Here is a 23,006-nt window from a genome sequence, read left to right as displayed (position 1 = left end):
GCGAGAGCAAGGAATAGGATCACGTCACCGCGTCAGCCACCCGTTTCCTGCCGGGTGAAGCGAATGTGTTATTCGATTGGAAGTGCGACAACCCGTAGATTGCCCTGCGCGTCGGCCACCATCATGTGCGCGTTCTTGCGCCCTTCGGATTTCAGGCCATTGACACGAACCAGCACGTCACCCGGAACTTCCATGAAGTCCTGTCCGACTTCGACGATCACATCGCCCGCCTTCATGCCTTTCTGTTCCGCAGGCGAGCCAGCATCAACGGATGCGACCAGAACGCCTTCGACGCTTTCGGCAATGCCCTTTTCGGTGCGCAGTTCATCGCTCAGCATCACGAGGTTCATACCGAGAACCGCTTGAGGAGCTTCGCGGACCTCAGGGGTCTGATCCTGTGCCTGATCGTCGGCACCATCATCATCTTCCGGCACGACGACGGAGCCGTCTCCATCCTCGCCCTGCTGTTCGTCTGCAGACGCCTTTTCGTCAGCCGCATCCTGCAACTGACCAAGCTTGACCCGCACGGTCTGCTCCTTGCCATCGCGCAGAACCACCACATCGACTTCCTTGCCGACCGGGCTTTCCGCAACGATGCGCGGCAGGTCGCGCATTTCGTGAATATCCTTGCCGTCGAATTTCAGCACAACGTCGCCGGCTTCGATCGGCCCGTTTTCAACCGGACCACCCTTTACCACGCCGGAAATCAGCGCGCCCTTGGCTGTCTCCATGCCAAGGCTGGCCGCGACATCATCGGTAACCGGCTGAACGCGCACGCCGAGCCAGCCGCGACGCGTTTCACCGAATTCGATCAGCTGCTGGACAATGTTCTGGGCAAGCTCCGTGGGAACCGCAAATCCGATGCCGATCGAGCCGCCGCTTGGCGAAATGATCGCCGTGTTGATGCCAATGACCTCGCCCTTCATGTTGAAGAGCGGGCCGCCGGAGTTGCCCTTGTTGATCGCCGCATCCGTCTGGATGAAGTTGTCGTAGGGACCGGCATTGATGTTTCGTCCACGTGCGGAGATCACACCGACTGTCAGCGAACCACCGAGACCGAACGGGTTGCCGATCGCCATCACCCAGTCGCCAATGCGCATGCTGCGGGAATCGCCGAACTTGACGGCTTTCAATGGTGCTTTTGGCTCAACTTTAAGGACCGACAGGTCCGTTTTGGTATCGGTGCCAACCAGCTTCGCCTTGAGCTTCGTGCCATTCGGGAAAATGACCTCGATCGCGTCAGCGCCTTCAATGACGTGATTGTTGGTGACAACATAACCGGTCGGGTCGATGACGAAACCCGAGCCAAGCGAACTGACCTTGCCGCCATTGTCAGGCTTCTGATTGTCGAAATAATCCTTGAAGAACTCCTGGAACGGCGAGCCTTCCGGCAGGCGTGGCGGTGTCGGCCCTTTGCCCTCAGTCTTGACGTTCTGGGACGTCGAAATGTTCACGACCGCATCCAGCAGCGGTGCCGCAAGATCGGCGACCGATTCCGGCCCATTGCTTTGCGCTCTTGCTGCAACCGGCATGGTAAGGCCGCCTGCAACGACAGCGATGCCGGCAACGGCGGCAATGCTGTGACGGAAGGGCGAAAGAAGGGTCAGGGCCATAAGAGTCCTCGCGTTTCAAATAGTATCGCCTGATTATATGCTCAAAGCATAAGGCGGAATGATGAAGTGTAAAAATACCTTTTCGTGAACAGGCAATTCCTCCCGCCCCGCACAATCAAGCCGTACAACAAACCGCAACAGGTGCAAGGGCCGCGCACAGAAATTCAGGCGCGCAAAAGAAAGAGGCCGGTGTGACCGGCCTCGTTTTAGATCAGTTCGCAGGCGCGGCAGGTGCCGCTGGCGCCGCAGGCGGCGCGCCGTCGATATTGTTGAAGTAGCGGAAGAAGGTCGAGTCAGGCGAAAGCACCAGCGTCGTACCATTCCCGTTCAACGCCGTGGCGTAAGCCGCCATGGAACGATAGAACTCGAAGAAGCTCGGATCGCGCTGGAACGCTTCACCGAAAATCCGGTTACGCTCGGCATCGCCCTCACCGCGCAGCACTTCCGACTGACGGCTCGCATCCGATTCCAGTTCAACAACCTGACGGTCGGCGATAGCGCGACGGCGCTGGCCTTCTTCGTTACCGCGTGCGCGGATCAGTTCCGCCTCGGCCAGACGTTCCGCCTTCATGCGGTCGAAGGTCTGCTGCGAGACTTCCTGCGTCAGATCGGTACGACGAATGCGCACGTCGACGATGCTGAGACCAAGCGATTCCGCATCGGGACGCAGATCGTCGCGAACGTCCTGCATCATCGATGCACGTTCATCAGACAGTGCAGCTTCAAAGCCGCGCAGACCGTAGACCCGGCGAAGCGACGCATCGAGACGGGTACGAAGACGCGATTCTGCCGACATCTGGTCGCCGGAGACGGTTTCGCGGAAGCGTCGGGCATCGGTAATGCGATAGACGACGAAAGCATCGACTTCGTAGAACTTGCCGCCTGAGACCTGAACGCGGATGTTGTCATGATCGAAACGCAGGGCGCGGTTTTCGATGTACTGAACGCGATCGGCATCCATGAAGGCGAAAGGCAGCTTGAAGTAGAGGCCCGGCTGGGTCTTCACATCCTGAATTTCACCGAAGCGCACAACGATTGCCTGCTGTCGCTCGTTAACGACGAAGACCGACGAATAACCGAAGAACAGGAGAACGGCGAGGCCGACGAGAATGGCCGTAAAACGGTTACTCATATCAGTTGCCCCCCTGCTGTGCTGCGCCAGGATTGCCGCGCATGATTTCGTTCAGAGGCAGATAAGGTACCACGCCCTGCTTTTCGTCGATGATGACCTTGTTAGAACCCTTCAGAACCTGTTCCATGGTTTCCAGGAACATGCGCTGACGCGTAACATCAGGTGCTGTGCGGTACTGGTCGTAGATCGACACGAAGCGCTGAGCCTCACCCTGAGCCTCGTTGACGACACGCGACTTGTAAGCGTTCGCTTCTTCGAGGATCTGCGCAGCCTGACCGCGTGCGGCACCAAGCTTCTGGTTGGCGTACTGGTTGGCTTCCTGGACGAAACGGTCTTCATCCTGTTCGGCGCGCTGTACTTCGTCAAACGCGTCGGCAACTTCGCGCGGCGGAGCTGCATCTTCGATCGCCACGGCATTGATGGAAATGCCGGCGCCGTAACCGTCCATGGTCGCCTGGATGATGGCGCGCACGTCGGCCGCGATAGCCTGACGGTTGTCACGGAAGATGTCCTGCGCCGGACGACGGCCAACAACCTCACGCATGGCGCTTTCGGAAACCTGCTGCAGGGTTTCGGACGGGCTGTCGACGTTGAAGAGATAGGACTTCGGATCGGAAACGGTAAAGAGCACCGAGAACTGGACGTTGACGATATTCTGGTCACCCGTCAGCATCACGCCGCTGCTCGAAGACGACGAGGCGCGTGCACCAATGTTCTGCTGCTGCTCCGTAACCTTGACGATTTCCACGGTCTCGATTGGCCAGAGATGGAAATGCAGGCCAGGCATCGACACTTCATCCTTCGGACGGCCGAAACGAAGCTCTACGCCGCGCTCATCAGGCTGAACGGTATAGATGGACTGGATACCGAGGAAAACGAGAACAACGAGGGCGATGATCGCAACGACGCCGCCGTTGAAATTGCCCGGCATGACGTTCTTGAAACGATCCTGGCTGCGACGAATGATCTCTTCCAGATCCGGAGGGCCACCATTGCCGCCACCGCCGCCACCGCGAGGCCGGTTCGGTCCCTGCCCCCACGGGCCGCCGCCGCCCTGATTGTTACCTCCACCGCCGCCGCCCCAAGGGCCGCCGCCGCCTCCATTTTGATTGCTCCAGGGCATCAATACCTCTTTATATAAGCCTCCCGCCTCCGTTCGAACCGGTCGCTCGCGTCCGGCGGGAATATCGACCTCGTTATAGGAAGGAGAAGCGCCTGTTTCAACGCAGAGGTGGTAACTAAATACCCGATCAGGGTAAATAGTTCACTTTGACGCGGCTCTTCGTAAATAAGTGGCAAATCTGACGGGGTAATTGTCCTTTTCCCCGGCAGGAGCGGCAGTTTCATCGACTTTCTCGAAAACCGAGGGATCGATTTCCGGGAAAAATGTATCGCCTTCGACCGCCACCTCCACATGGGTGACGGAAAGTTGATCGGCTAACGACATAGCCTGGCGGTAGATTTCTCCGCCGCCGGCCACAAACACCTCATCGACGCCCGACTGGATAGCCTTGCTTTTCGCTAGCGCCACAGCCTCCTCCAGCGAAGATGCAACCTCGACACCTGCGGGGCGGTAGGTGCTATCACGGCTGACGATGACATGCGGCCTGCCTGGCAGGGGGCGCTCTCCGACAGACAGGAACGTCTTGCGCCCCATGATCAGCGGCTTGCCCATCGTCATCGCCTTGAAGCGTTTCAGATCGGTCGAGAGTTTCCACGGCATGTCGAGATCACGGCCGATCACGCCGTTTTCCGAGACCGCGACGATAATCGTGATGCGAGGCTCAGTCATACTGCGATCGGTGCCTTGATGCTTGAATCAGCCTCATAGTTTTCGAGCGTAAAGTCCTCGAATTTAAAGGCGAACAGATCCTTGACGTCAGGATTGATCCGCATGGTCGGCAATGGCTTAGGCGTGCGTGTCATCTGCAGCTTCGCCTGCTCGAAGTGGTTCGAATAGATATGCGCATCACCAAGCGTATGCACGAAATCGCCGGGCTTCAGGCCAGTGACCTGCGCCACCATCAACGTCAGCAGCGCGTAAGACGCGATGTTGAAAGGCACGCCAAGGAAAATGTCCGCCGAACGCTGGTAAAGCTGGCAGGAGAGCTTGCCGTCAGAGACATAGAACTGGAACAGGCAATGGCAGGGCGGCAGCGCCATTTCGTCAACCAGCGCCGGGTTCCAGGCGGAAACGATGTGACGGCGTGAATTCGGATTGGTCTTCAGGCTTTCCACGAGAAGAGCGATCTGATCGATATGACGGCCGTCCGGCGCAGGCCACGAACGCCACTGGGCACCATAGACAGGTCCGAGATCGCCGTTTTCATCCGCCCACTCATCCCAGATGGTCACACCGTTGTCCTTGAGATAGGCGATGTTTGTCTCACCTTTCAGGAACCAGAGCAGTTCATGGATGATGGAGCGCAGATGCAGCTTCTTCGTGGTGAGAACCGGAAAACCTTCGGAAAGATCAAACCGCATCTGATAACCGAACACCGAACGCGTGCCGGTGCCAGTACGGTCTCCACGGTCGGAGCCGGTTTCCATCACATGCCGGAGAAGGTCGAGATATTGTTTCATGCGGTCCGCCGTCGTTTCAGTCACTATACGGAATATAGTGGCAAGCGACAGCGGAACCAACGACAGATTGGGGTTTTCCCAAAAAAACGGGACGCCTCAAAGCGTCTGGAGTTTACCGAGTTCCTTGGCAACCAGATAATAGAAAGTCACGCGAGATTTGGAGCGATCCGCCGCCATGGTTTTCGCAACGGAGGCGATCGCCTGATCGGCGCTGTCGTCGGTCACACCGAGTTTCTTGCCGCACCAGCTTGCCTTGACTCGGGCGAGTTCGTCGGCGTCGGATGCAGACACAAGTGAGGAATCCCGGTTGCGCAAGGCAATTCCGAGGTGCTTGACGATCTTGCCAACGATAGCCTCGTCGGCCGCTGCATCGTATTTTTTCACATCCGCTAAGTAGTCAGTCATATCTGCTCCTTGTGCGCCCCGGCCCGGCGTTTCTTAAAAGCGACCGGTTGCAGGGAGAATGTGCCAGCAAATTCTTCGCGTCAAGGATGCGCTAAAGTGCACATAAGACAGGGATGGCTTCATCGATTTGTCACCTTCCCCCCTTTTCTACGCCATCGGAAACGCCTATATGAGCCGTGCCGGGATTTATCCCGGCTATGGCGATAAACGGTCGGTGTAATAAACCTATTGGACCCGGGGGCGGTACCCGGCGCCTCCACCAAAAACCGGCGGGCCTTGTGAGGCCGGCTTTTGATGGGGGCGAAATAGGATCGACAAGGGCGTAAAGATCGAACTTTTGCTCGGCATGATACCGCCGTTATCGGGTCACAAGTGTAGTTGCAAACGACAACAACGCTAAGGAATACGCTCTCGCTGCCTAATGGCGGTGCGGGAATTCCGCTCTAAAGCCCTTACGGTTAGCCCCGTAAGGCGGGGTTCGGAGGTACCTGGCAACAGAAACCTCCACCTTCTCCATTTTGCCGGAATTCGTTTTATGATAGCTGACTCGCATGCGACGTCGGCTTTTCCGTTGCTGCGGTTTAAGACATTGCGTATACTTGGTTAAAAGACGTTCGAATAAGGAAAGACAGGACCGCATGGGGCAGGATCATATCCGTTACGACATTCTCGCACAGGATGCCCTTCGCGGCGTTATTCGCAAGGTATTGAGTGAAGTTGCCGCAACTGGCCGCCTCCCCGGCGACCATCACTTCTTCATCACCTTTCTGACGGGTGCACCCGGTGTGCGCATTTCCCAGCATCTCAAGGCGAAATACGCTGAACAGATGACAATCGTCATCCAGCACCAGTTCTGGGACCTGAAGGTGACGGAAATCGGCTTTGAAATTGGCCTTTCCTTCTCGGATACGCCGGAAAAGCTGGTGATTCCTTACAACGCCATCCGTGGTTTCTACGATCCGTCCGTGAACTTCGAACTGGAGTTCGACGTGCCGCTGTCCGAAGAGGAAGAGGCCGAAGACGCCGAGATCACAGCTTACCCTGTGTCGCATGAGGCAAAGCCTGCAGCTTCCGCTGAACCCGCCAAGGCTGGTGAAGAGAAGAAGGAAGGCTCTGTTGTCTCGCTGGATGCGTTCCGCAAGAAGCAGTAAGCCACTTCACCGGATCTGACGATCGAAACTTGAGGAGTGATATCCGCATGGCCGCCGATATCGTCAATCTGCGTCAGTTCCGGAAACAGAAGGCCCGCAGCGAAAAGGACAAACAGGCGGAACAGAACCGCCTGACCTTTGGCCGCACCAAGGCGGAGAAAAATCTGACATCCGCTCTGAATGACAAGGCGAAAAAATCGCTGGATCAAGGTCGCCTCGAAAAGCCCGAGGATGAGGCGAGCAAGGACTGACGCGGTCGAAGAACCGTATCGAAAAAGAATCGAAAAACAGGGATTTGCGGACGAATCATGATGCAGATGTCCAACCGGAAAAGTGAAGACCGGAGGCCAGTCTGATGATCCGCAAGCACTCGGCGACGCTACACGGCCATCGCACCAGTATTTCTCTGGAAGACGCCTTTTGGGATGAACTCAAAGTCATCGCTGAAAAACGCAAGATCAGTTTCGCCGCTCTTCTTGCAGAGATCGACGACAATCGCCCTGCCGACAGCAATCTCTCCTCTTCCCTTCGCGTTTTCGTACTCAACTGGTTGAAGGGACGGTAGCGCTTTTGCGCCCGCCAAGGACTACGAAACAATTCTGCCAAAAACTCATAACGGCGTGAAAGCATTCATTAATCATTCGCGGTCTAATTTGCACTGCAAGGCATTTTTGTATTGCGTAGCCTTGTTTCAAGTTTTCTCAAGTCTCCCTCATTCTTCTCTTCCAGTGAGCCGCAACAATGGTTTCTGCCGTTTCCGGAGCAGGCGCTGCCGCATCCGTTCTTTCTTCATCCTCCACGTCTTCATCCAGCACCGACGACCTGAAAGCCCAGATTGCCGCCAAGCAATCGGAACTCAGCGAAGCTGCTGACGAGAAGGCAAAGGAAGAACTCAAGGCTGAAATTGCGACCCTGAAAGCGCAGCTCGAAGAGTTGGAAAACAGCTCGAAGTCGCAGTCATCCGGCAGCGCGGCCAAAGAAGGCAGCCTTTCTGGAGAAAGCGAACGGATCGGCACGACAAACTTCAGCGAAGAGACGCCGTTCGGCGAACGCGAAGCCTACGTATAATTTCCAGCCAGCCTGAAAATCCCCAAGCGGATTTTCACTGCCCTCAGGGCGTCGCGGCACCATCCGGGGGCGCCAGTTGCCGTATGGCATTTTCAGTCGGCGGAACGGTCAGAACGGGAGCAGATTGCTGCTCAGGCGCAGTCTGTTGCTGTTGCTGCTGTTGTTGTTGCTGCAACCGCTCTTGCTGTTCCTTCTCTTGACGCAAACGTTCTTCCGCCTGCGCCTTGAGACGCGCCTCTTCCTCGGCCTTTGCCTTGGCTTCTGCCTCGGCCCGCTCCTTGGCAGCCTGACGCTCTGCAGCTTCAAAACGATAAAGCGCAACTTCACGACGTAGGCGCTGCTTCTCGAGCACGCTCGCCTGCATCGCTTCCACCCGCCGCCGCTCACGCTCGAATGCACGCAGGGAAAGATAGCCCGTCAGACCTGCGACATCAGTGGTCAAAGCAGGTGCGGCAAGCGCGCCGGCGTAACTCAGGCGGATCGAAGGCTCAGCGCCTGCAAGCGCCTCAGTGCCAGGATTGAAAAGCATATCGAGATCGCTCTTCAATCCTTGAGCGGCAAGGTCGATCGTTGCTTCCCCGGAGAGCGTGACTTGAGGCTGTTCCACCCGAATATTTGAGAAACGAAGTGCGCCACCACTCAGGGAGAACGGCAAAGAAACATCACCAAGCGGAATTTCGCCCTGCCAGACCGTCTGGTCGACAAGCGGACGAACCTTGGCGGCGTCGATTGGCGGCTGCAGCGCGTCGGCCGCCTGCAGGATCGGCTGGAAGGCTGCGGGGTTAAGCCCCTTCACCACAAGACCAGTTGTGCGAATCTCACCCGATCCGCCGGCAGATTTGAGAATCTCGCCAACACTTTTTCCGGTGGATTCGGCAGTGAGGTCAACCGCTACACGCGCGGTCGCAACGGGACCATTCGCATTCGTCCAGAGAATCGATTGAGGATCGGCATCGGTGACAGCAATCTTGGTGCGGAAGATCCCCGCGCCTTCTCCAGTCGACATGGCAAGCCTGCCGGAAACCTTGCCACCAAGGAACGCGCCCGAGACATCATCCATCGAGAACGTACCGGACTTCTGCGACAGCGTTGCCGATAGGCCTGTAATGGCGCCAAATGGCCCGGCATCGAAGTTCTCCGCCTTGAACGCCACGGACGCATCGAGATCGGGAAATGCTGCCATGGCCAGTGGCTTGGCATTCAGCGCTCCGGTTTCGGGATCGATCACCGGTCCGTAAATCGCATCACCGAACCAGGCCAGATCGGCATTTTTTACAGAGAGATCCCCCGTGATAGAATGGGGCGCATTCCGCTGCAAGGTCAGATTGCCGGAAACGGGATTACCGCCCGCCTGACCATTGATCGAAGAAAGCACGACCTTTTCCGCATCAACTGCTACCTTCGCCCCAGCCTTCAGCGCCATTCCCCCACCAAGTTGCGGCAGACCGACGGCATTCATGATGAGATAAGGCTCGATATCGGCGCTCTCCAGGGCGAGATCGGCTTCGCCGTTCCCGAAATCGGCAGGGCCAAGCGCAAAGGAACCATTAGCGGAAAAATGGGTCCGCTCTGTCGAAAAACGAATGTCGGTCTGCGCGGCAGAACCGAGCGTGCCATTCAGCTTGACGGAAAGAAGGCCCTCCCCGTCAGCATCGAACGGCAGGGGATCAAGCCCAGCCTGCCCGAACAGGATCGCGGTCGACTGGTTTTTCAAAACGGCTTCGAGCGTCATTGCCGTATCATCGGTGATCGACAGGAAATCGGGCATCTTGGCGACCGCAGACAGTCGGCTGCCATTGACGGTGCCCGATACAGCGACGTTTGCCCCGCCATTTTCGCTGTTGACAGAGACGTCGACCGCCAGATCGGAATTGGCGTACCAGGAGGCACTGGCAGCAAGCCGGTTCAGCAACGGATGGTTGGGAAGCTTCTGCTGCAGCATTGCGAAGAATGGCTGCATATCGGCTGCATGCAGGTTGACGGTGCCCTTGCCCGCATATTTGAGCAACGAACCTTGCAACTGTCCACGCGCCCGCACCTCGGCGCCGGCGACATCACCAGCGGTCAGATTATCGAGCGAAAGAACACCTCCAGCCAGCGTGAATGCTGTCTGGACGTGATTGGCGGCCACGCCCGCCATGTTGAAGCGGTCTGCCTTGAATTTTGCTTCGATACGATGGTCGAGCACAGAACTGCCGACCTGATCGCCGAGCACAAGGCTGCCAAGCGCTTTCAACGCATCGACGTCGATTTCATTGCCGGAAAGATCGACCGAGAGATTGGATGTCTTGCCATCCGACCGGCGGTCAAGCTCACCTTTCAGGGAGGCATCGCCAATGGCAAGTTCCAGATTGGCAAAACGCTGGTGAAGCGTCGTCAGCGAAACATCCGACGAGAAGCCAGCCGCATTGAGCTGGCGGATTGCCGGATCGACCGACCCGGACAACCAGTTCGCCAGACCAGAAGGCTGGTTGGAAGCGACAAGCAGGTTGCCATTGAAAGCAGGCCCACCCGTCAGGGCAAGCGATCCCTTGGCCTCAAGTTGCGTTCGGCCCGGCAAGGTGGCGACCGCATTGACGATCTGCCAGCCGTCACCATCTGGACGAACGTCGAGGCGAATATCGCGGATGGTGGTGTCATCGGACACCAGCGCAGGAAGACTGATGCTTGCCTTGCCCGGAACCGGCGGCACCGGTATCCGCGCCACCATGGCCGCAAACGCTTCGATCCGCTGGCGAACCGACGTTGTTGGCATACGAGACGTTTTTCCGGTCTGCACGGACGGCGGGGCAAAACGTCCCACGTCAATCTGCTGGCCATCGGCTGTCAGAAGAAATTCCGGCTTTGCACCCGTGTCGAGGGTCGCTTGGCCCGTAACGATATAGGGGTTTTCGCTTCCACCAAGTTCCATCCGGTAACTGGGGATACGCACGCTTTCGTTGGTCAGCTCGAAATTGCCGCGGGTGCGCGGAGCAGAGAAGATCGACTGCGCAGCCTCCTGCTTCTGCTTCTCGTCCTGCCGGAACAGGAAGGAAAAGGAGCCGCTATAGACAGGTTTGCCAAGCGCTGCAGAAACAGCACCATCTAGGTCGATCTCGACCGGATGGTCATTCGGCATAATACGAAGACGCAGCCCCATACGGCCGGCCGCATGATCGGGCTCACTGCTGGACAGCGAAAACGAACCCGAATAGCCGTCAACCGTCGCGTGGCCTTCGGCCTTCCATGGACCGATGAGCGAATTTGCCGACATGTCGGCGTTGAGGCCTGTAACAATGCGATTGCGGCCGGACTGCTCATCGATAAACTCGATCTGCCCGCCTTCTATCTCGACGCTTTCGAGGACAACGGTGCGAGCCGGAATTTCGGCCCGGCTGCCGCGCATCCAGTCCAGGGTACCGTCTTTCAACAGACGCACGCGTGCCTTCGGCTCCTCGATGCGCATATCAAAGATGCGCGCTTCGCCGGACAGGAATGGCGCAAGCTCGGCATCCATCGAGAACCGCGCAATCTGAATGAGAGGCGATCCGTCCGCATCCGTCCCGGCGCGCACATCATGCAGCGTGACAGAAGGAAACGGCAGAAGCCGCGCTTCTACCGGACCATGGACGACGACCTTTTTGCCAACGATGCGGCTTGCCTGGTCTTCAAAATCACGCCGGAAATCCGTCCAGTCGATGAAATAGGGAATGAGCAGCGCTGAAAACAACGCCACCACAAGCAGTCCGCCCAGAAAAACCAGTATGCGTCCGAGCACTTGACCTGCATCTCCCTTCGCGAAGCTGAAAATCTATTGCCTTTTGCCTTAGCGGCAATCAGCCTTTTGTACCAATCAAATATGAGACTGTTCAGGAAAGCCGGAACAGTTTACCGGGATTGAAGATATTGTCGGGATCAAGCGACGTTTTGATGGCACGCATGACATCAAGTGCATTGCCCGCCTCTTCAGCCAGAAAACTCATCTTCCCCTGCCCGACACCATGCTCACCGGTGCAGGTGCCATCCATGGCAATGGCGCGGCGATTGAGCCGGGCAACGAAGGCTTCGGTCTTTGCAACGCTCTCCGCATCCTTACCGTCGAAAAGCACAAGCACGTGGAAGTTGCCGTCGCCAGCATGGCCGACGATCGGTGCCAGCATACCGTTTTCGAGAATGTCCCGCTGGGTCTCGACAACACAATCGGCAAGCCGTGAAATCGGCACGCAAACATCTGTCGAAAGGCCATCGAGATGAGGAGCGAGCGCTCGTGACGCCCAGTAGGCATCGTGCCGGGCTTTCCAGAGCTTGTTGCGCTCGGCGGCATCGCTCGTCCATTTGAAATCGGTGCTGCCGAACTCTCCGACAATCTCGGCAAACTGTTCGGACTGCAACGCAGCCGTTTCCTCCGTTCCGTGGAACTCTACGAACAGCGTCGGCTTTTCCTGATAGCTCAGCCCTGAATAGGCGTTGCAGGCCCGGACCTGAACCTCATCAAGAAGCTCGATACGAGCAACGGGAATGCCCATCTGGATCGTCATGATCACTGCATCGCACGCCGACTTGATCGTATCGAACGTGCAGACACCGCCCGCGATCTTTTCCGGAATGCCCTGCAACCGAAGTGTGACCGAGGTCAGCACACCAAGCGTGCCTTCGGCACCGACGAAAAGCCTTGTCAGATCGTAACCGGCGGACGATTTGCGGGCACGACGCGCGGTGCGGATTTCTTCACCATTCGCAACGACGGCGGTAACCGCGAGCACATTGTCTTTCATGGTGCCGTAACGCACGGCATTGGTCCCCGAGGCGCGGGTCGACGCCATGCCGCCAATGGAAGCATTTGCGCCCGGATCGATCGGAAAAAACAGACCCGTATCGCGAAGGTAGGTATTCAGGTCTTCCCGCGTGACACCCGGCTCGACGGTCACATCAAGATCCTCGGCATTCACCGCAAGGATGCGGTTCATCCTGCTGAAATCGATGGAAATACCACCGTTCGGCGCATTGACCTGACCTTCCAGAGAGGAGCCGGTTCCGAAGGGAATGACCGGCACCTTGTGTTCGGCACAAACCTTCACGACGGTTTTCACGTCGTCGGCGCTTTCGGCGAAAACGACACCGTCTGGCGCCTGCAATGTCAGATAGGTCGTGGTGTGGCCGTGCTGTTCACGAAAGGATTGTCCGGTCTGAAACTTGTCTCCGAACTGCTGCTTGAGGATACCGAGGACAGCGGCGATACCGTCTTCATTGCGTTTTCCCGCCACCACATCCTTCAAAGCCATCGCTCAATCTCCGCCATAACATCTGCGCGTAACGGACTCAGTCCGTTAACGAATTTCGACAGGTGGTATGGGATACGCTCAGGGCTTTGTCCAGCATTGCAACGCTGCCGGAAAGGAATTTCCGGCAATCGTTTTCTATTCGGCAGCCAGCAGCGGCTTGTCTTCCTCCAGCGCCTTTCGGCGTGCCGCCATCTCGAGTTCGCGATGCAGACGAATTTCCTCGTCGGCCTGCGGCTTGGCGAAACGGGCAATCAGAAGATACGAAACCGGTGTGATGTAGAGAGTGACCAGCGTCGCAAAGCCAAGTCCTCCGACAATGACCCAGCCAAGCGCGATACGGGCTTCTGCACCAGCGCCCTGCGCCAGAACCAGCGGCACGCCACCTAGAATGGTGGCAATCATCGTCATCATGACCGGGCGCAGGCGGATGCTGCAAGCCTTCTCGATCGCTTCACGCACCGTCGCTCCCTGATCGCGCAGGTGATTGGCGAACTCCACAATGAGAATACCATTCTTGGCCATCACCCCGACCAGAAGCACGAGACCGATCTGGCTATAGACATTGAGGCTCGAGCCGGTGACCAGCAATGCGATCACGGCACAAGCGAGCCCGAGCGGCACTGTCGACATGATGATGATCGAACTCAGGACGCTTTCGAACTGCGCTGCCAGCACCAGGAAAATAATGGCGATGGCGAAACCGAAGGTCAGCAGCATACCGCTGGAATTTTCCTCCAGCGTCGCCGCCTCGCCAAGCGGCAGCAGACGCGCACCGGCCGGCATAATGGACTGAGACAGTTCATTGACCTTGGCGACAGCCTCGCCCAGCGATACGCCATCCCTGAGGTTGGCAGTAAAGCCAACAGACGGAAGCTGCTGTTCGCGATTGAGCTGCGGCGCAACCGCGTTTTCCTTCAGGCTGGCGATGACGGACATCGGCACAATCTTGCCGTCACCCGTCTTGAGGAAGACGTTTTCGAGATCCGTTGGGTCGTTGATCGGCCGCGTCGAAGACAGCAGACGAACCGGGATCGCATCACCGTCGACGAAGACGTCAACAATGGAGCGCCCTTCAAGGAGTGACTGCATAGCGCGCGACAGACCGGTGATATCGATACCGAGGTCGGAAGCGCGTTCACGATCGATCGAAACGGAAAGCTGAGCCTGGTTAGGTTCGTTATCGAAACGCGGCGTATCGAACAGCCCGCTCTCTTCCATCGACAGCAACAGCTTCTGCGTCGCTTCTGTCAGAGCCTGATAGTTGCTGCCCACCATCGCCATCTGCAGGCCGTTGCCGGCACCACGAATGCGAAGGCTGTTCGGCTGCATGGCGTTGCCGCGCAGTGCTGGCACCTTGTTGGCAGCCGACGTGACATCCGCAGCGATCTGGTTCTGCGTCCGCTCGCGGTCAGCCCACGGCGCGAGCGTCAGAACCATGAAGCCCGTATTGGACGAACCGTTCATGCCGGTAATGGAATAGATGTTGCGGATTTCTCCACTGTCGCGAAGCGGCTGAAGATTCTCTTCGATCCGCTGCAACTGATCGCGCGTATATTCCAGGCTGACGCCCTGCGGAGCCGTAACGCGCATCATGATCGACGAGCGGTCTTCACGCGGTGTCAACTCATTCTGGATCATGCCGAAGGCAATCCACGACAGGCCCGAGAAACCGAGAGCAACCACAATCACGACAAGCGGATTGTTGAGGCACGATGAAAGGGTGGACTTGTAGGTGGAGGCAAAGACATTGCCGAACCAGGCAAGCGGCCCAGTCGGTTCTTTCAGGCCATGCTTCAGCATTCTGGACGCGAGCATCGGGCAAAGTGTCAGGGCCACGACCGAAGACAGGCCGACAGCGAAGGCGAGTACGAAACCGAATTCGCGGAACAGACCACCAAGCTGGCCCGGCAGGAACGATAGCGGAATGAAAACCGCGGCAAGCGTCGCGGTCGTCGCCAGAACCGCGAAAAACACTTCCTGAGTACCAAGGACCGCGGCTGCGCGTGGCCCCATACCCTCCGCACGGCGGCGCACGATATTTTCAAGAACCACGATGGCATCATCGACGACCAGACCCGTCGCCAGCACGATGGCAAGCAGCGTCAGGATGTTGATCGAGAAGCCGACCATATAGATGGCAACGAGTGTACCGATCAGCGCAACCGGCATGGTGATTGCCGGAATAAGCGTCGCTCGCCAGTCACGAAGGAAGAGGTAGAGGACCACGACAACGATCAGGGCAGAAAGCCCTAGCGCCAGTTCGACTTCGTGCAACGCTCCTTCGATGAAGACGGCGTCATCACTGGTGACGACGACACGCGTTCCCTCGGGAAGGTTTGGCGTCATGGCATCAACCGCAGCCTTTACGCCTGTCGAAATATTGAGGGTGTTGGACTGCGCCTGACGGATGACGCCGAGACCAACGCCCTGCACACCGTTGGACCGCAGCGAAGTGGATTCATCGTCCGCACCGAGCATGACAGTCGCCACGTCGCGGAGACGAATATTGTCCTTGATAAGCAGATTGGAAAAATCTTCCGGTTTGGTCAGGCTTGCCGTTGCACGCACGACGATGTCCTGCGTCGTGCTTTTCAGCGATCCGGCCGGGACGTCCAGCGCGGCACTGGCCAGCGCATTGGACACGTCCGTTACCGTCAGCCCACGGCTTGCCAGCGCCGCCTGATTGAGATCGACGCGGAAGACTTTCTCCTGATCGCCGTAAAGCTCGACATCAGCCACGCCGTCGACAGAGGCCAACCGGTCGATGATCTCGTCATCCACCAGCTTGGTCAGGTCTTCCATGCTGAGCGTAGAAGATGTGACAGCCAGGCGCATGATTGGCTGGCTATCGGAATCCGCCTTGATGATCTGCGGCTCGTCGGCATCGTCAGGCAACTGATTTGTCACGCGGCCAATGGCGTCACGCACGTCGTTCGCCGCAACGGCCAGATCGACATTGTCGCCAAATTCAAGCGTCACACGGCTGGTGCCGAACTGCGACTGGGACGAGATCGTCTTGACGCCGCTGACGCGCGCCACAGCACCTTCAATCGTCTGCGTGACTTCCTGGTCGATCGTTTCGGGAGCAGCGCCGTCATAGGTTGTACGAACACTGATGACAGGACGATCGACATCCGGCAATTCGCGGACTTCGACACCCACAAGCGCTGCAAGCCCGGCCACGACGAGAAGCGTATTGATCACCGCTGCCAGAATGGGGCGGCGAACGAAGAGCGCAGTGAAGGCGAGTTTTGAATCCTGACCGGACGACGGCGTCTGTGCTGTCATTGGCTGGCAACCTCCGCCGGTTTTTCATTGGCGACACGCACGGCACCGCCCTCTCTCACACGCTGCAGCCCTTCAGTGACGACGGGCTCACCCTGCGCCAATTCACCCCTCACCAGAACGGCATCGGGGTTGCGCTGCACGATCTGCACCCGCACCTTGGAGGATTTTCCCTCGGCAACGCGCCAGACGTAAGACCCCTCAGCATCCCACTGAACAGCCAGAGGATCGACCGAGGCATAGGCCTCGCCGCTGAAGTGCATGGTGACGCCAAATGACATGCCGGCGCGCAACTCGTCCTTCGCATTGTCAAAACGGGCACGAATCCGGATCGTGCGGCTCGCTTCATCGACCCGGTTATCAACCGCCTCGATTTCACCCTTGAAGGTTTCCCCAGGCCGCGAGATCGATGTGGCGTCCACCGGCATACCAACCGATATCGCTGTCGTGAAGCGTTCCGGGGCCCAGAAATTGACAAGAATTCTGGAGCGATCGTCGATGCTGACAACGCTCGACTGCGTCGTTACGTTATCTCCGATGTTCACCGCGACGATACCGGCAATGCCATCGATGGGAGCGACGATGTCACGGCGCTTGAGGTTGAGTTCCGCGGTGCTGAGTGCAAGCTTTGCAGCCTCCTCGCCAATCTGGGCATCGAAGACATCGAGACGCGACATCGACTTCAGATTCTTGTAGGAATTCGACTTCTCGATTGCGCTCTTCAAAGCCACCTGTGCCTTGTCGCGCTCGATCACCTGCTCGTCGTCATCCAGCCGCGCCAGCACCTGGCCCTTTTTGACCTTGGCACCCGAAGAAATGAGGATTTCTGAAATCGTGCCTGAGGTCTGCGGCATGACGACGACGGACTGAATGGCTTCGCCGTTACCGATGGCATTCAAACGGTCATTGACCGTGCCCTGTTTCACAGGCGCGGTAACGACCAATGTTGCATTACCGCCGCTACGGCCTGCGCCGCCATTCTGGCCTGGTTTTGCAGCCTGCCCGGGGGTGGCCTGCGCCACCTCGACTGGAGCAGCTTTCTCGGCGCCAATGCCGAAACTTGCGAGCACATTTCGGGCGTCGGGCGAAACAAACGCCCAAAAACAGAGCCCCGCCCCAACGACGGCAAGGCTGACACCCACCTGTTTCCAGACCCGCATATATCTCTCCGATTGATCCGCACAGCAGTATTGTTTCCGGTCGATGATAATCACCGGGATTGATTGCAGTATTCCCACTTGCCAGTTTCAAGGCAACGCACAAATACGTTCCTTACGTAATTGTAATTTGAATGGTTTTATCGCCGTACCGACAGGGCATCGCATTGCCATCGCAAATATCTGCTGTTGCGGTAATCTCCCGATCCATTGCCCTACGAAGCAATGACGACAGGAGGAAACAATGAGCACCGTAGAAAAACACCCAAATCCTGAAACAGATCCGCGCGTCAAAGCAGTCTTCGACGACATCCGCGCCACCCGGAAATCGGATTTCATCAACAATATGTGGCTCTATCTCGCCTTCGATGCCGACCTTCTGGAAAAGACCTGGGCCGAGGTTAAAGCGGTTATGGCGACGCCGTCAGCGCTCGATCCCCTCGTCAAGGAAATGCTTTACATCGCAGTTTCGGTGACCAATGGATGCTCTTATTGTGCTCACTCCCACACGGCGGCGGCAAAAGCCAAGGGCATGACTTCAGCCGAACATGCGGATTTGCTGCGGGTGATTGCGCTTGCCGCCAAGACAAACCAGCTTGCGACGGCGCTGCAGGTGCCCGTTGACCCTGTCTTCGACGCAGATAAACCCGCCTGATCGAAAAATGCCTTGGAATAGGCGTTTTGGCGGGCGATACCGGAATAAAAGCAGAACGTGGTTCTGGCCTTTACATCCCGAATCACTACATTGGGCCGCATGAGCAACAGTTTCGACGATATGCCGTTCTTCGATGAAGAACCCTCCGAGCCACGCCGTCAGTCACCAGCAGCCCCCTCTGCTGGCGGCCTGGGCATTGCTGCGCGCGCCATGGCAGCCCGCGATCAGGCTCGTCCCGCTCCCGATTATCTGTCCGGTCTCAACCCCGAACAGCGTGAAGCGGTGGAAACGCTGGATGGCCCGGTCCTCGTTCTGGCTGGCGCAGGCACCGGCAAGACCCGCGTTCTGACGACACGTATTGCCCATATTCTGGCAACCGGCAAAGCCTATCCAAGCCAGATCCTTGCGGTGACCTTCACCAACAAGGCCGCCCGCGAAATGAAGGAGCGTATTGGCGTTCTGGTCGGCGGTGCTGTCGAAGGCATGCCGTGGCTCGGCACCTTCCATTCCATCGGCGTGAAACTGTTGCGACGCCATGCCGAACTCGTAGGCTTGAAAACCGACTTCACCATTCTCGATACCGACGATGTCGTCAGACTTCTGAAGCAGCTTATTCAGGCCGAAGGTCTTGATGACAAGCGCTGGCCGGCAAAACAGTTCGCCGGTATGATCGACAACTGGAAGAACAAGGGGCTGACACCGCCGGATATCCCGGAAGGTGACAGCCGCGCGTTTGCGAATGGAAAAGGTCGTGAACTCTACGCTGCCTATCAGGCGCGATTGAAGACATTGAATGCCTGTGACTTCGGCGACCTTCTTCTGCATCCCATCAGCATCTTCCGTCGCCATGCGGATATCCTGAAGGACTATCACCAGAAGTTCCGATATATTCTCGTTGACGAGTATCAGGACACCAACACGGCCCAATATATGTGGCTGCGGCTGCTGGCGCAGCGCGCCAAGGGTGAGACGCAGAACGTTTGCTGCGTTGGCGACGACGACCAGTCGATCTATGGCTGGCGCGGTGCGGAAGTGGACAACATTCTGCGCTTCGACAAGGATTTTCCAGGCGCCAAGGTCATCAAGCTCGAACGCAACTATCGTTCGACCGAGTATATTCTGGGCGCAGCCGGGCATCTGATCGCCCACAATGAAGGCCGTCTCGGCAAGACGCTGTTCACCGAAAAAAGTAGCCCGGATGACGAAAAGGTCGTCGTGCACGCAGCCTGGGACTCGGAAGAGGAAGCCCGTGCGGTTGGCGAGGAAATCGAGCAGCTTCAGCGCAAGAACCACAAACTCAACGACATGGCGATCCTGGTCCGCGCCTCGTTCCAGATGCGCGAATTCGAAGACCGCTTTGTGACGCTTGGCTTGAACTATCGCGTCATCGGCGGCCCGCGCTTCTATGAGCGCATGGAGGTTCGCGATGCCATGGCCTACTTCCGGATGGTCTGCCAGCCGGCGGATGATCTTGCCTTCGAACGGATCGTCAACACGCCCAAACGTGGCCTTGGCGACACGACGATCCGCGCGCTTCACGATTATGCCCGCGCCCGCGACATTCCGATGCTGGCGGCGGCAGCCGATATCATTGAAACAGATGAGTTGAAGCCTAAGGCACGCAAAGCGCTGTTCGATGTCGTACAGGATTTCCGCCGCTGGCAGGGCCTGCTGGAAAACACCGAACACACGACGCTTGCCGAGCAGATCCTCGACGAAAGCGGCTACACGGCCATGTGGCAGGCGGATAAATCTGCGGAAGCGCCAGGCCGGCTCGAAAACCTCAAGGAACTGATCCGTTCCATGGAGGCCTTCGAAAGCATGCGTGGCTTCCTCGAACATGTCGCTCTCGTCATGGATGCCGAGCAGAACGAAGAGCTCGACGCCATCTCCATCATGACCTTGCACTCCGCCAAGGGGCTGGAATTCGACACTGTCTTCCTGCCCGGCTGGGAAGAAGGACTGTTTCCGCACCAGCGCGCCCTCGACGAAGGCGGTCGCTCCGGTCTGGAGGAAGAACGGCGCCTTGCTTATGTCGGCATCACCCGCGCCAAGAAACTCTGCCACATCTGGTTCGTCTCGAACCGGCGCATTCATGGCCTGTGGCAATCCACCCTGCCCTCGCGTTTTCTCGACGAATTGCCTCCGGCGCATGTCGATGTTGCCGCTTCCGACAGCAATTACGGAGGATATGGCGGGCGCGGTGGCTATGGCCAGTCACGCTTCGACAAGGCAGATCCCTTCGCGAACAATTATTCCACACCCGGCTGGAAACGTGCCCAGCAGAACCGGTCCGATGCCACCCGTGACAATTGGGGCACGCGATCCGGGCATGCGGTCGAGCGCATCGGCTACGGCGAAAGCGGTCCTCGCACCCGCACCATCGACGGTGAACTGGTGGCGAAATCTGTCGCAGACACGCCATCCAGATTTTTTGTTGGGGACCGTGTGTTCCATCTCAAATTCGGCAATGGCAATATTGTCGCGATAGAGGGAAACAAACTGACGATCGATTTTGACCGCGCCGGACAAAAGCGTGTCCTGGATGGGTTTGTGGAAAAAGCATGAAAACCGAAGAAAAGTTTTGATACAAAACTTTTCGCGTAGCCATGAGTTCAGCGCTGCAATAAGGAAAATGCCGACATAGATGCGCAAACTTGGTGAGGGCTGTTTTGCACATATTGCCGACAAGCAGGAAAAAGCTCGCGGTTTTCCTCATCAATATGGATGGTGCGAAAAAACGCCTTGAGGATATGACGTCCCGCCTCGAGGCTGCTGGACTGACTGCGGACCGTATTCCCGGCGTGAACGGCAGGGAACTGAACTATCCCATCCCGGAATTCAGCGAAATCTCCTATATGCTGATGCACGGTCGCCGCACCTCGCCACCGGAAATCGGTTGTTATCTCAGCCACATCGCCTGCGTCCGCAAGTTTCTCGAAACTGACGCTGATCTCGCCTTGATCCTGGAAGATGACGTCGCCTTCGAATCTGACTTCGTGGAATCGCTCGATCAGGCATCTCTCTTCGGCAATGACTGGGATTTGTTGCGCCTGACCACCGTCAGCAATGGGCGGAAATTTCCGTTCCGCACACTTCCCAATGGTCGCTCGCTGGCGATCGCACTGACGCGGGAAAAGGGATCGGGCGCCTATCTCGTCAATCGCAAAGCGGCAAGCTGGATATCAACGCTGGTGCCCATGCGGCTCGCCTACGATATTGCCTTCGATCTGGAATATCTTTCCGGCATCAAGGCCGCGTTCATCGCACCGCTTTGTGCGACGCAGGATGCGGACGGCGAAAGCCAGATTCAGAACAATCTGCGCATTTATCGCCTGCCGCGATGGCGATATTTCACCGTGCTTCCTTACCGCGCCTACCTGGAAACAAGCCGATTCATCGTCCGGAGCGTTCGCCTGGCGTTTGCAAAACTTAGTGTTGCGCTGGAACGCGGAAAACCGGTCAGGAAAGGGCTGGCCGGCTAGGCACCTCAGACCTCTCCCGGTGTGAAACCGATGAGATAGATTGCCGCGATAACAGCGGCGACGATGAAGATGGAAATGACGAAAATCGTCATTCGTTTAAGGGGCTTGCGTGTCGTCTTTTGCATGAGACGATAACGGCCCGCCGTCGGCATTTGTTCCACACACGATGACATGCCGGGAAAACCCGGAAATTTGTTTCCTCTTCAACAGCATATCGGTTAGAGCTGAATCATATCTCCAGCTAGTCTCCGGCTTCCCCATGACTGACACGACGCATCCCCGTCTCAATCCGCTCCACCTTGCTGCCGCTTTCGCCAGCGGTTGTCTTCTGACGCTGATGGTGCACTTCAATGGCCAGCTTGCCCATTATGGAAACGCGCTGTTTTCGTCCTGGACAGCCCATGGCACCGGCACGGTAGCAGCATTGATCTATCTGGCGATCCTGCGTGGAAGGACCGAAGTGGACGGAACAGCCAAGCCGAAGGCACCGCTTTGGGCCTATTGTGGTGGTGTCGTCGGCGCGGCAATCGTCATACTCACCTCCACTGCCGTCAACTCGCCGCTGGCGCTGTCGGGCACTATCGCACTTGGGCTCGGCGGACAGGTGATTTTCAGTCTTCTGGCGGATCTCCTCGGTCTTTTCGGCCTTCCGAAACGACGCCCGGATATGCGCGACATGGCTGCTGTCGCGCTGATCCTTGGCGGCAGCGCGCTTATCATTCTTGTCGGGAGAGCATCATGATCCTCTGGATAGCGATGGCTTTCACGGGCGGGCTTTTCGTGGCACTGAGCCGCCAGATCAACGGTCGGCTCAGCCTTTCCAACTCACCGCTGATTGCATCGTTCTGGAACCATATCGTCGGCTTTGTTGTGCTGACGATCATCGGGCTGATCTTTGGCGGTCTGATCCCGCCGGGTGCAGCCGATGCACCTTGGCTCGCCTTTATCGGGGGGCCGATCGGCGTGGTTTTCATTGCGTCGGGAAGCTGGCTCATCCCCCGTATCGGTGCAGTCAACACCGCCCTGCTGGTCATTAGCGGTCAGATGGTCTCAGGTGTTTTGCTGGATCTTTTCAGCGAGAACCCACCGAATATATGGCCAAGCGCACTCGGTATCCTGCTGATCCTGGGTGGAATGATGCTGACCCAGCGGCGCGGCAAGTAAGACGTTTTAACGCCGATCTCTACCGCAGCCACCTGAGCCTTGTCGCA

General features: G+C 57.6%; 19 protein-coding genes and 1 other RNA gene. 10 read left to right on the top strand and 10 right to left on the bottom strand.

The genetic code is table 11. The features are described from left to right. Positions 1 to 68: 68 nt before the first annotated feature. The 6 genes from ACIQT8_RS11710 to ACIQT8_RS11685 form a co-directional block, all read right to left on the bottom strand. Complete coding sequence (locus ACIQT8_RS11710; protein ID WP_400965268.1) at positions 69 to 1,613, bottom strand: Do family serine endopeptidase; 1,545 nt, start codon at positions 1,611 to 1,613, stop codon at positions 69 to 71. Between the two features lie 211 nt (positions 1,614 to 1,824). Continuing rightward, the gene (gene hflC / locus ACIQT8_RS11705) at positions 1,825 to 2,745 is read right to left on the bottom strand and encodes a protease modulator HflC (protein WP_262523002.1); all 921 of its coding nucleotides are present in this window, start codon (positions 2,743 to 2,745) and stop codon (positions 1,825 to 1,827) included. A gap of 1 nt (position 2,746) precedes the next feature. Then, positions 2,747 to 3,868 (bottom strand): FtsH protease activity modulator HflK, encoded by a 1,122-nt coding sequence (gene hflK / locus ACIQT8_RS11700; RefSeq protein ID WP_262523003.1) that lies wholly within the window; start codon positions 3,866 to 3,868, stop codon positions 2,747 to 2,749. Between the two features lie 141 nt (positions 3,869 to 4,009). Then, positions 4,010 to 4,537 carry a dihydrofolate reductase gene (locus ACIQT8_RS11695; protein ID WP_400965263.1) on the bottom strand — a complete coding sequence of 176 codons (528 nt, stop codon included), beginning with the start codon at positions 4,535 to 4,537 and terminating at the stop codon, positions 4,010 to 4,012. Next, the gene (locus ACIQT8_RS11690; RefSeq protein WP_138790948.1) at positions 4,534 to 5,328 is read right to left on the bottom strand and encodes a thymidylate synthase; all 795 of its coding nucleotides are present in this window, start codon (positions 5,326 to 5,328) and stop codon (positions 4,534 to 4,536) included. Before ACIQT8_RS11690 ends, ACIQT8_RS11695 begins: the two co-directional genes overlap by 4 nt. 96 nt (positions 5,329 to 5,424) lie before the next feature. Further along, a complete protein-coding gene (locus tag ACIQT8_RS11685; protein WP_400965260.1) occupies positions 5,425 to 5,733 on the bottom strand; it encodes a DUF2853 family protein in 309 nt (102 codons plus the stop codon). A gap of 139 nt (positions 5,734 to 5,872) precedes the next feature. On the opposite strand from ACIQT8_RS11685, the gene ssrA reads away from it, so the two are divergent. The 5 genes from ssrA (at position 5,873) to ACIQT8_RS11660 (ending at position 7,952) form a co-directional block, all read left to right on the top strand. After that, positions 5,873 to 6,242, top strand: a transfer-messenger RNA (tmRNA) gene (gene ssrA / locus ACIQT8_RS11680). Between the two features lie 129 nt (positions 6,243 to 6,371). Next, positions 6,372 to 6,884 (top strand): SspB family protein, encoded by a 513-nt coding sequence (locus ACIQT8_RS11675; protein ID WP_262523006.1) that lies wholly within the window; start codon positions 6,372 to 6,374, stop codon positions 6,882 to 6,884. 47 nt (positions 6,885 to 6,931) lie between these two features. Beyond that, the gene (locus ACIQT8_RS11670) at positions 6,932 to 7,135 is read left to right on the top strand and encodes a DUF4169 family protein (RefSeq protein ID WP_138790951.1); all 204 of its coding nucleotides are present in this window, start codon (positions 6,932 to 6,934) and stop codon (positions 7,133 to 7,135) included. Positions 7,136 to 7,239: 104 nt separating this feature from the next. Next, entirely contained in the window at positions 7,240 to 7,449 is a 210-nt protein-coding gene (locus tag ACIQT8_RS11665; RefSeq protein ID WP_138790952.1) for a ribbon-helix-helix domain-containing protein, read from the top strand. Between the two features lie 176 nt (positions 7,450 to 7,625). Then, positions 7,626 to 7,952 (top strand): hypothetical protein, encoded by a 327-nt coding sequence (locus tag ACIQT8_RS11660; RefSeq protein WP_400965255.1) that lies wholly within the window; start codon positions 7,626 to 7,628, stop codon positions 7,950 to 7,952. A 43-nt stretch (positions 7,953 to 7,995) separates the two neighbouring features. On the opposite strand, the gene ACIQT8_RS11655 is transcribed toward ACIQT8_RS11660, so the two are convergent. The 4 genes from ACIQT8_RS11655 to ACIQT8_RS11640 form a co-directional block, all read right to left on the bottom strand. After that, positions 7,996 to 11,709, bottom strand: a complete 3,714-nt coding sequence (locus tag ACIQT8_RS11655) for an AsmA-like C-terminal region-containing protein (protein WP_400965252.1) — start codon at positions 11,707 to 11,709, stop codon at positions 7,996 to 7,998. A 91-nt stretch (positions 11,710 to 11,800) separates the two neighbouring features. Beyond that, complete coding sequence (locus tag ACIQT8_RS11650) at positions 11,801 to 13,213, bottom strand: FAD-binding oxidoreductase (protein WP_138790955.1); 1,413 nt, start codon at positions 13,211 to 13,213, stop codon at positions 11,801 to 11,803. 135 nt (positions 13,214 to 13,348) lie between these two features. After that, a complete protein-coding gene (locus ACIQT8_RS11645) occupies positions 13,349 to 16,501 on the bottom strand; it encodes an efflux RND transporter permease subunit (RefSeq protein ID WP_400965249.1) in 3,153 nt (1,050 codons plus the stop codon). Continuing rightward, a complete protein-coding gene (locus tag ACIQT8_RS11640; RefSeq protein ID WP_400965246.1) occupies positions 16,498 to 17,658 on the bottom strand; it encodes an efflux RND transporter periplasmic adaptor subunit in 1,161 nt (386 codons plus the stop codon). Before ACIQT8_RS11640 ends, ACIQT8_RS11645 begins: the two co-directional genes overlap by 4 nt. A gap of 241 nt (positions 17,659 to 17,899) precedes the next feature. Here ACIQT8_RS11640 and ACIQT8_RS11635 point away from each other — a divergent pair, with 241 nt between their 5' ends. From ACIQT8_RS11635 to ACIQT8_RS11615, 5 genes are all read left to right on the top strand, one after another. Continuing rightward, entirely contained in the window at positions 17,900 to 18,310 is a 411-nt protein-coding gene (locus ACIQT8_RS11635; RefSeq protein ID WP_400965243.1) for a carboxymuconolactone decarboxylase family protein, read from the top strand. Positions 18,311 to 18,409: 99 nt separating this feature from the next. Further along, positions 18,410 to 20,878, top strand: coding sequence for an ATP-dependent helicase (locus tag ACIQT8_RS11630; RefSeq protein ID WP_400965240.1), 2,469 nt, complete (start codon positions 18,410 to 18,412; stop codon positions 20,876 to 20,878). A 104-nt stretch (positions 20,879 to 20,982) separates the two neighbouring features. Then, entirely contained in the window at positions 20,983 to 21,795 is an 813-nt protein-coding gene (locus ACIQT8_RS11625; protein ID WP_400965237.1) for a glycosyltransferase family 25 protein, read from the top strand. 259 nt (positions 21,796 to 22,054) lie between these two features. After that, positions 22,055 to 22,537: a DMT family transporter gene (locus tag ACIQT8_RS11620; protein ID WP_138790961.1), complete on the top strand. Its 483-nt coding sequence runs from the start codon at positions 22,055 to 22,057 to the stop codon at positions 22,535 to 22,537. Then, positions 22,534 to 22,959: a DMT family transporter gene (locus ACIQT8_RS11615; protein ID WP_262523012.1), complete on the top strand. Its 426-nt coding sequence runs from the start codon at positions 22,534 to 22,536 to the stop codon at positions 22,957 to 22,959. The genes ACIQT8_RS11620 and ACIQT8_RS11615 overlap by 4 nt, the downstream gene beginning before the upstream one ends. The last annotated feature ends 47 nt before the right edge of the window (positions 22,960 to 23,006 follow it).

Source organism: Agrobacterium sp. NPDC090273 (assembly GCF_044772305.1).
Classification (GTDB): domain Bacteria; phylum Pseudomonadota; class Alphaproteobacteria; order Rhizobiales; family Rhizobiaceae; genus Agrobacterium.
This window is presented reverse-complemented; position numbering and strand designations above follow the sequence as displayed.

Coding starts and splice junctions, on each gene's coding strand:
- ACIQT8_RS11665 (WP_138790952.1), top strand. CDS start 7,240: ATGATCCGCAAGCACTCGGCGACGCTACACGGCCATCGCACCAGTATT.
- ACIQT8_RS11645 (WP_400965249.1), bottom strand. CDS start 16,501: ATGACAGCACAGACGCCGTCGTCCGGTCAGGATTCAAAACTCGCCTTC.
- ACIQT8_RS11695 (WP_400965263.1), bottom strand. CDS start 4,537: ATGACTGAGCCTCGCATCACGATTATCGTCGCGGTCTCGGAAAACGGC.
- ACIQT8_RS11620 (WP_138790961.1), top strand. CDS start 22,055: ATGACTGACACGACGCATCCCCGTCTCAATCCGCTCCACCTTGCTGCC.
- hflK (WP_262523003.1), bottom strand. CDS start 3,868: ATGCCCTGGAGCAATCAAAATGGAGGCGGCGGCGGCCCTTGGGGCGGC.
- ACIQT8_RS11640 (WP_400965246.1), bottom strand. CDS start 17,658: ATGCGGGTCTGGAAACAGGTGGGTGTCAGCCTTGCCGTCGTTGGGGCG.
- ACIQT8_RS11670 (WP_138790951.1), top strand. CDS start 6,932: ATGGCCGCCGATATCGTCAATCTGCGTCAGTTCCGGAAACAGAAGGCC.
- ACIQT8_RS11635 (WP_400965243.1), top strand. CDS start 17,900: ATGAGCACCGTAGAAAAACACCCAAATCCTGAAACAGATCCGCGCGTC.
- ACIQT8_RS11650 (WP_138790955.1), bottom strand. CDS start 13,213: ATGGCTTTGAAGGATGTGGTGGCGGGAAAACGCAATGAAGACGGTATC.
- hflC (WP_262523002.1), bottom strand. CDS start 2,745: ATGAGTAACCGTTTTACGGCCATTCTCGTCGGCCTCGCCGTTCTCCTG.
- ACIQT8_RS11685 (WP_400965260.1), bottom strand. CDS start 5,733: ATGACTGACTACTTAGCGGATGTGAAAAAATACGATGCAGCGGCCGAC.
- ACIQT8_RS11660 (WP_400965255.1), top strand. CDS start 7,626: ATGGTTTCTGCCGTTTCCGGAGCAGGCGCTGCCGCATCCGTTCTTTCT.
- ACIQT8_RS11710 (WP_400965268.1), bottom strand. CDS start 1,613: ATGGCCCTGACCCTTCTTTCGCCCTTCCGTCACAGCATTGCCGCCGTT.
- ACIQT8_RS11675 (WP_262523006.1), top strand. CDS start 6,372: ATGGGGCAGGATCATATCCGTTACGACATTCTCGCACAGGATGCCCTT.
- ACIQT8_RS11690 (WP_138790948.1), bottom strand. CDS start 5,328: ATGAAACAATATCTCGACCTTCTCCGGCATGTGATGGAAACCGGCTCC.
- ACIQT8_RS11615 (WP_262523012.1), top strand. CDS start 22,534: ATGATCCTCTGGATAGCGATGGCTTTCACGGGCGGGCTTTTCGTGGCA.
- ACIQT8_RS11630 (WP_400965240.1), top strand. CDS start 18,410: ATGAGCAACAGTTTCGACGATATGCCGTTCTTCGATGAAGAACCCTCC.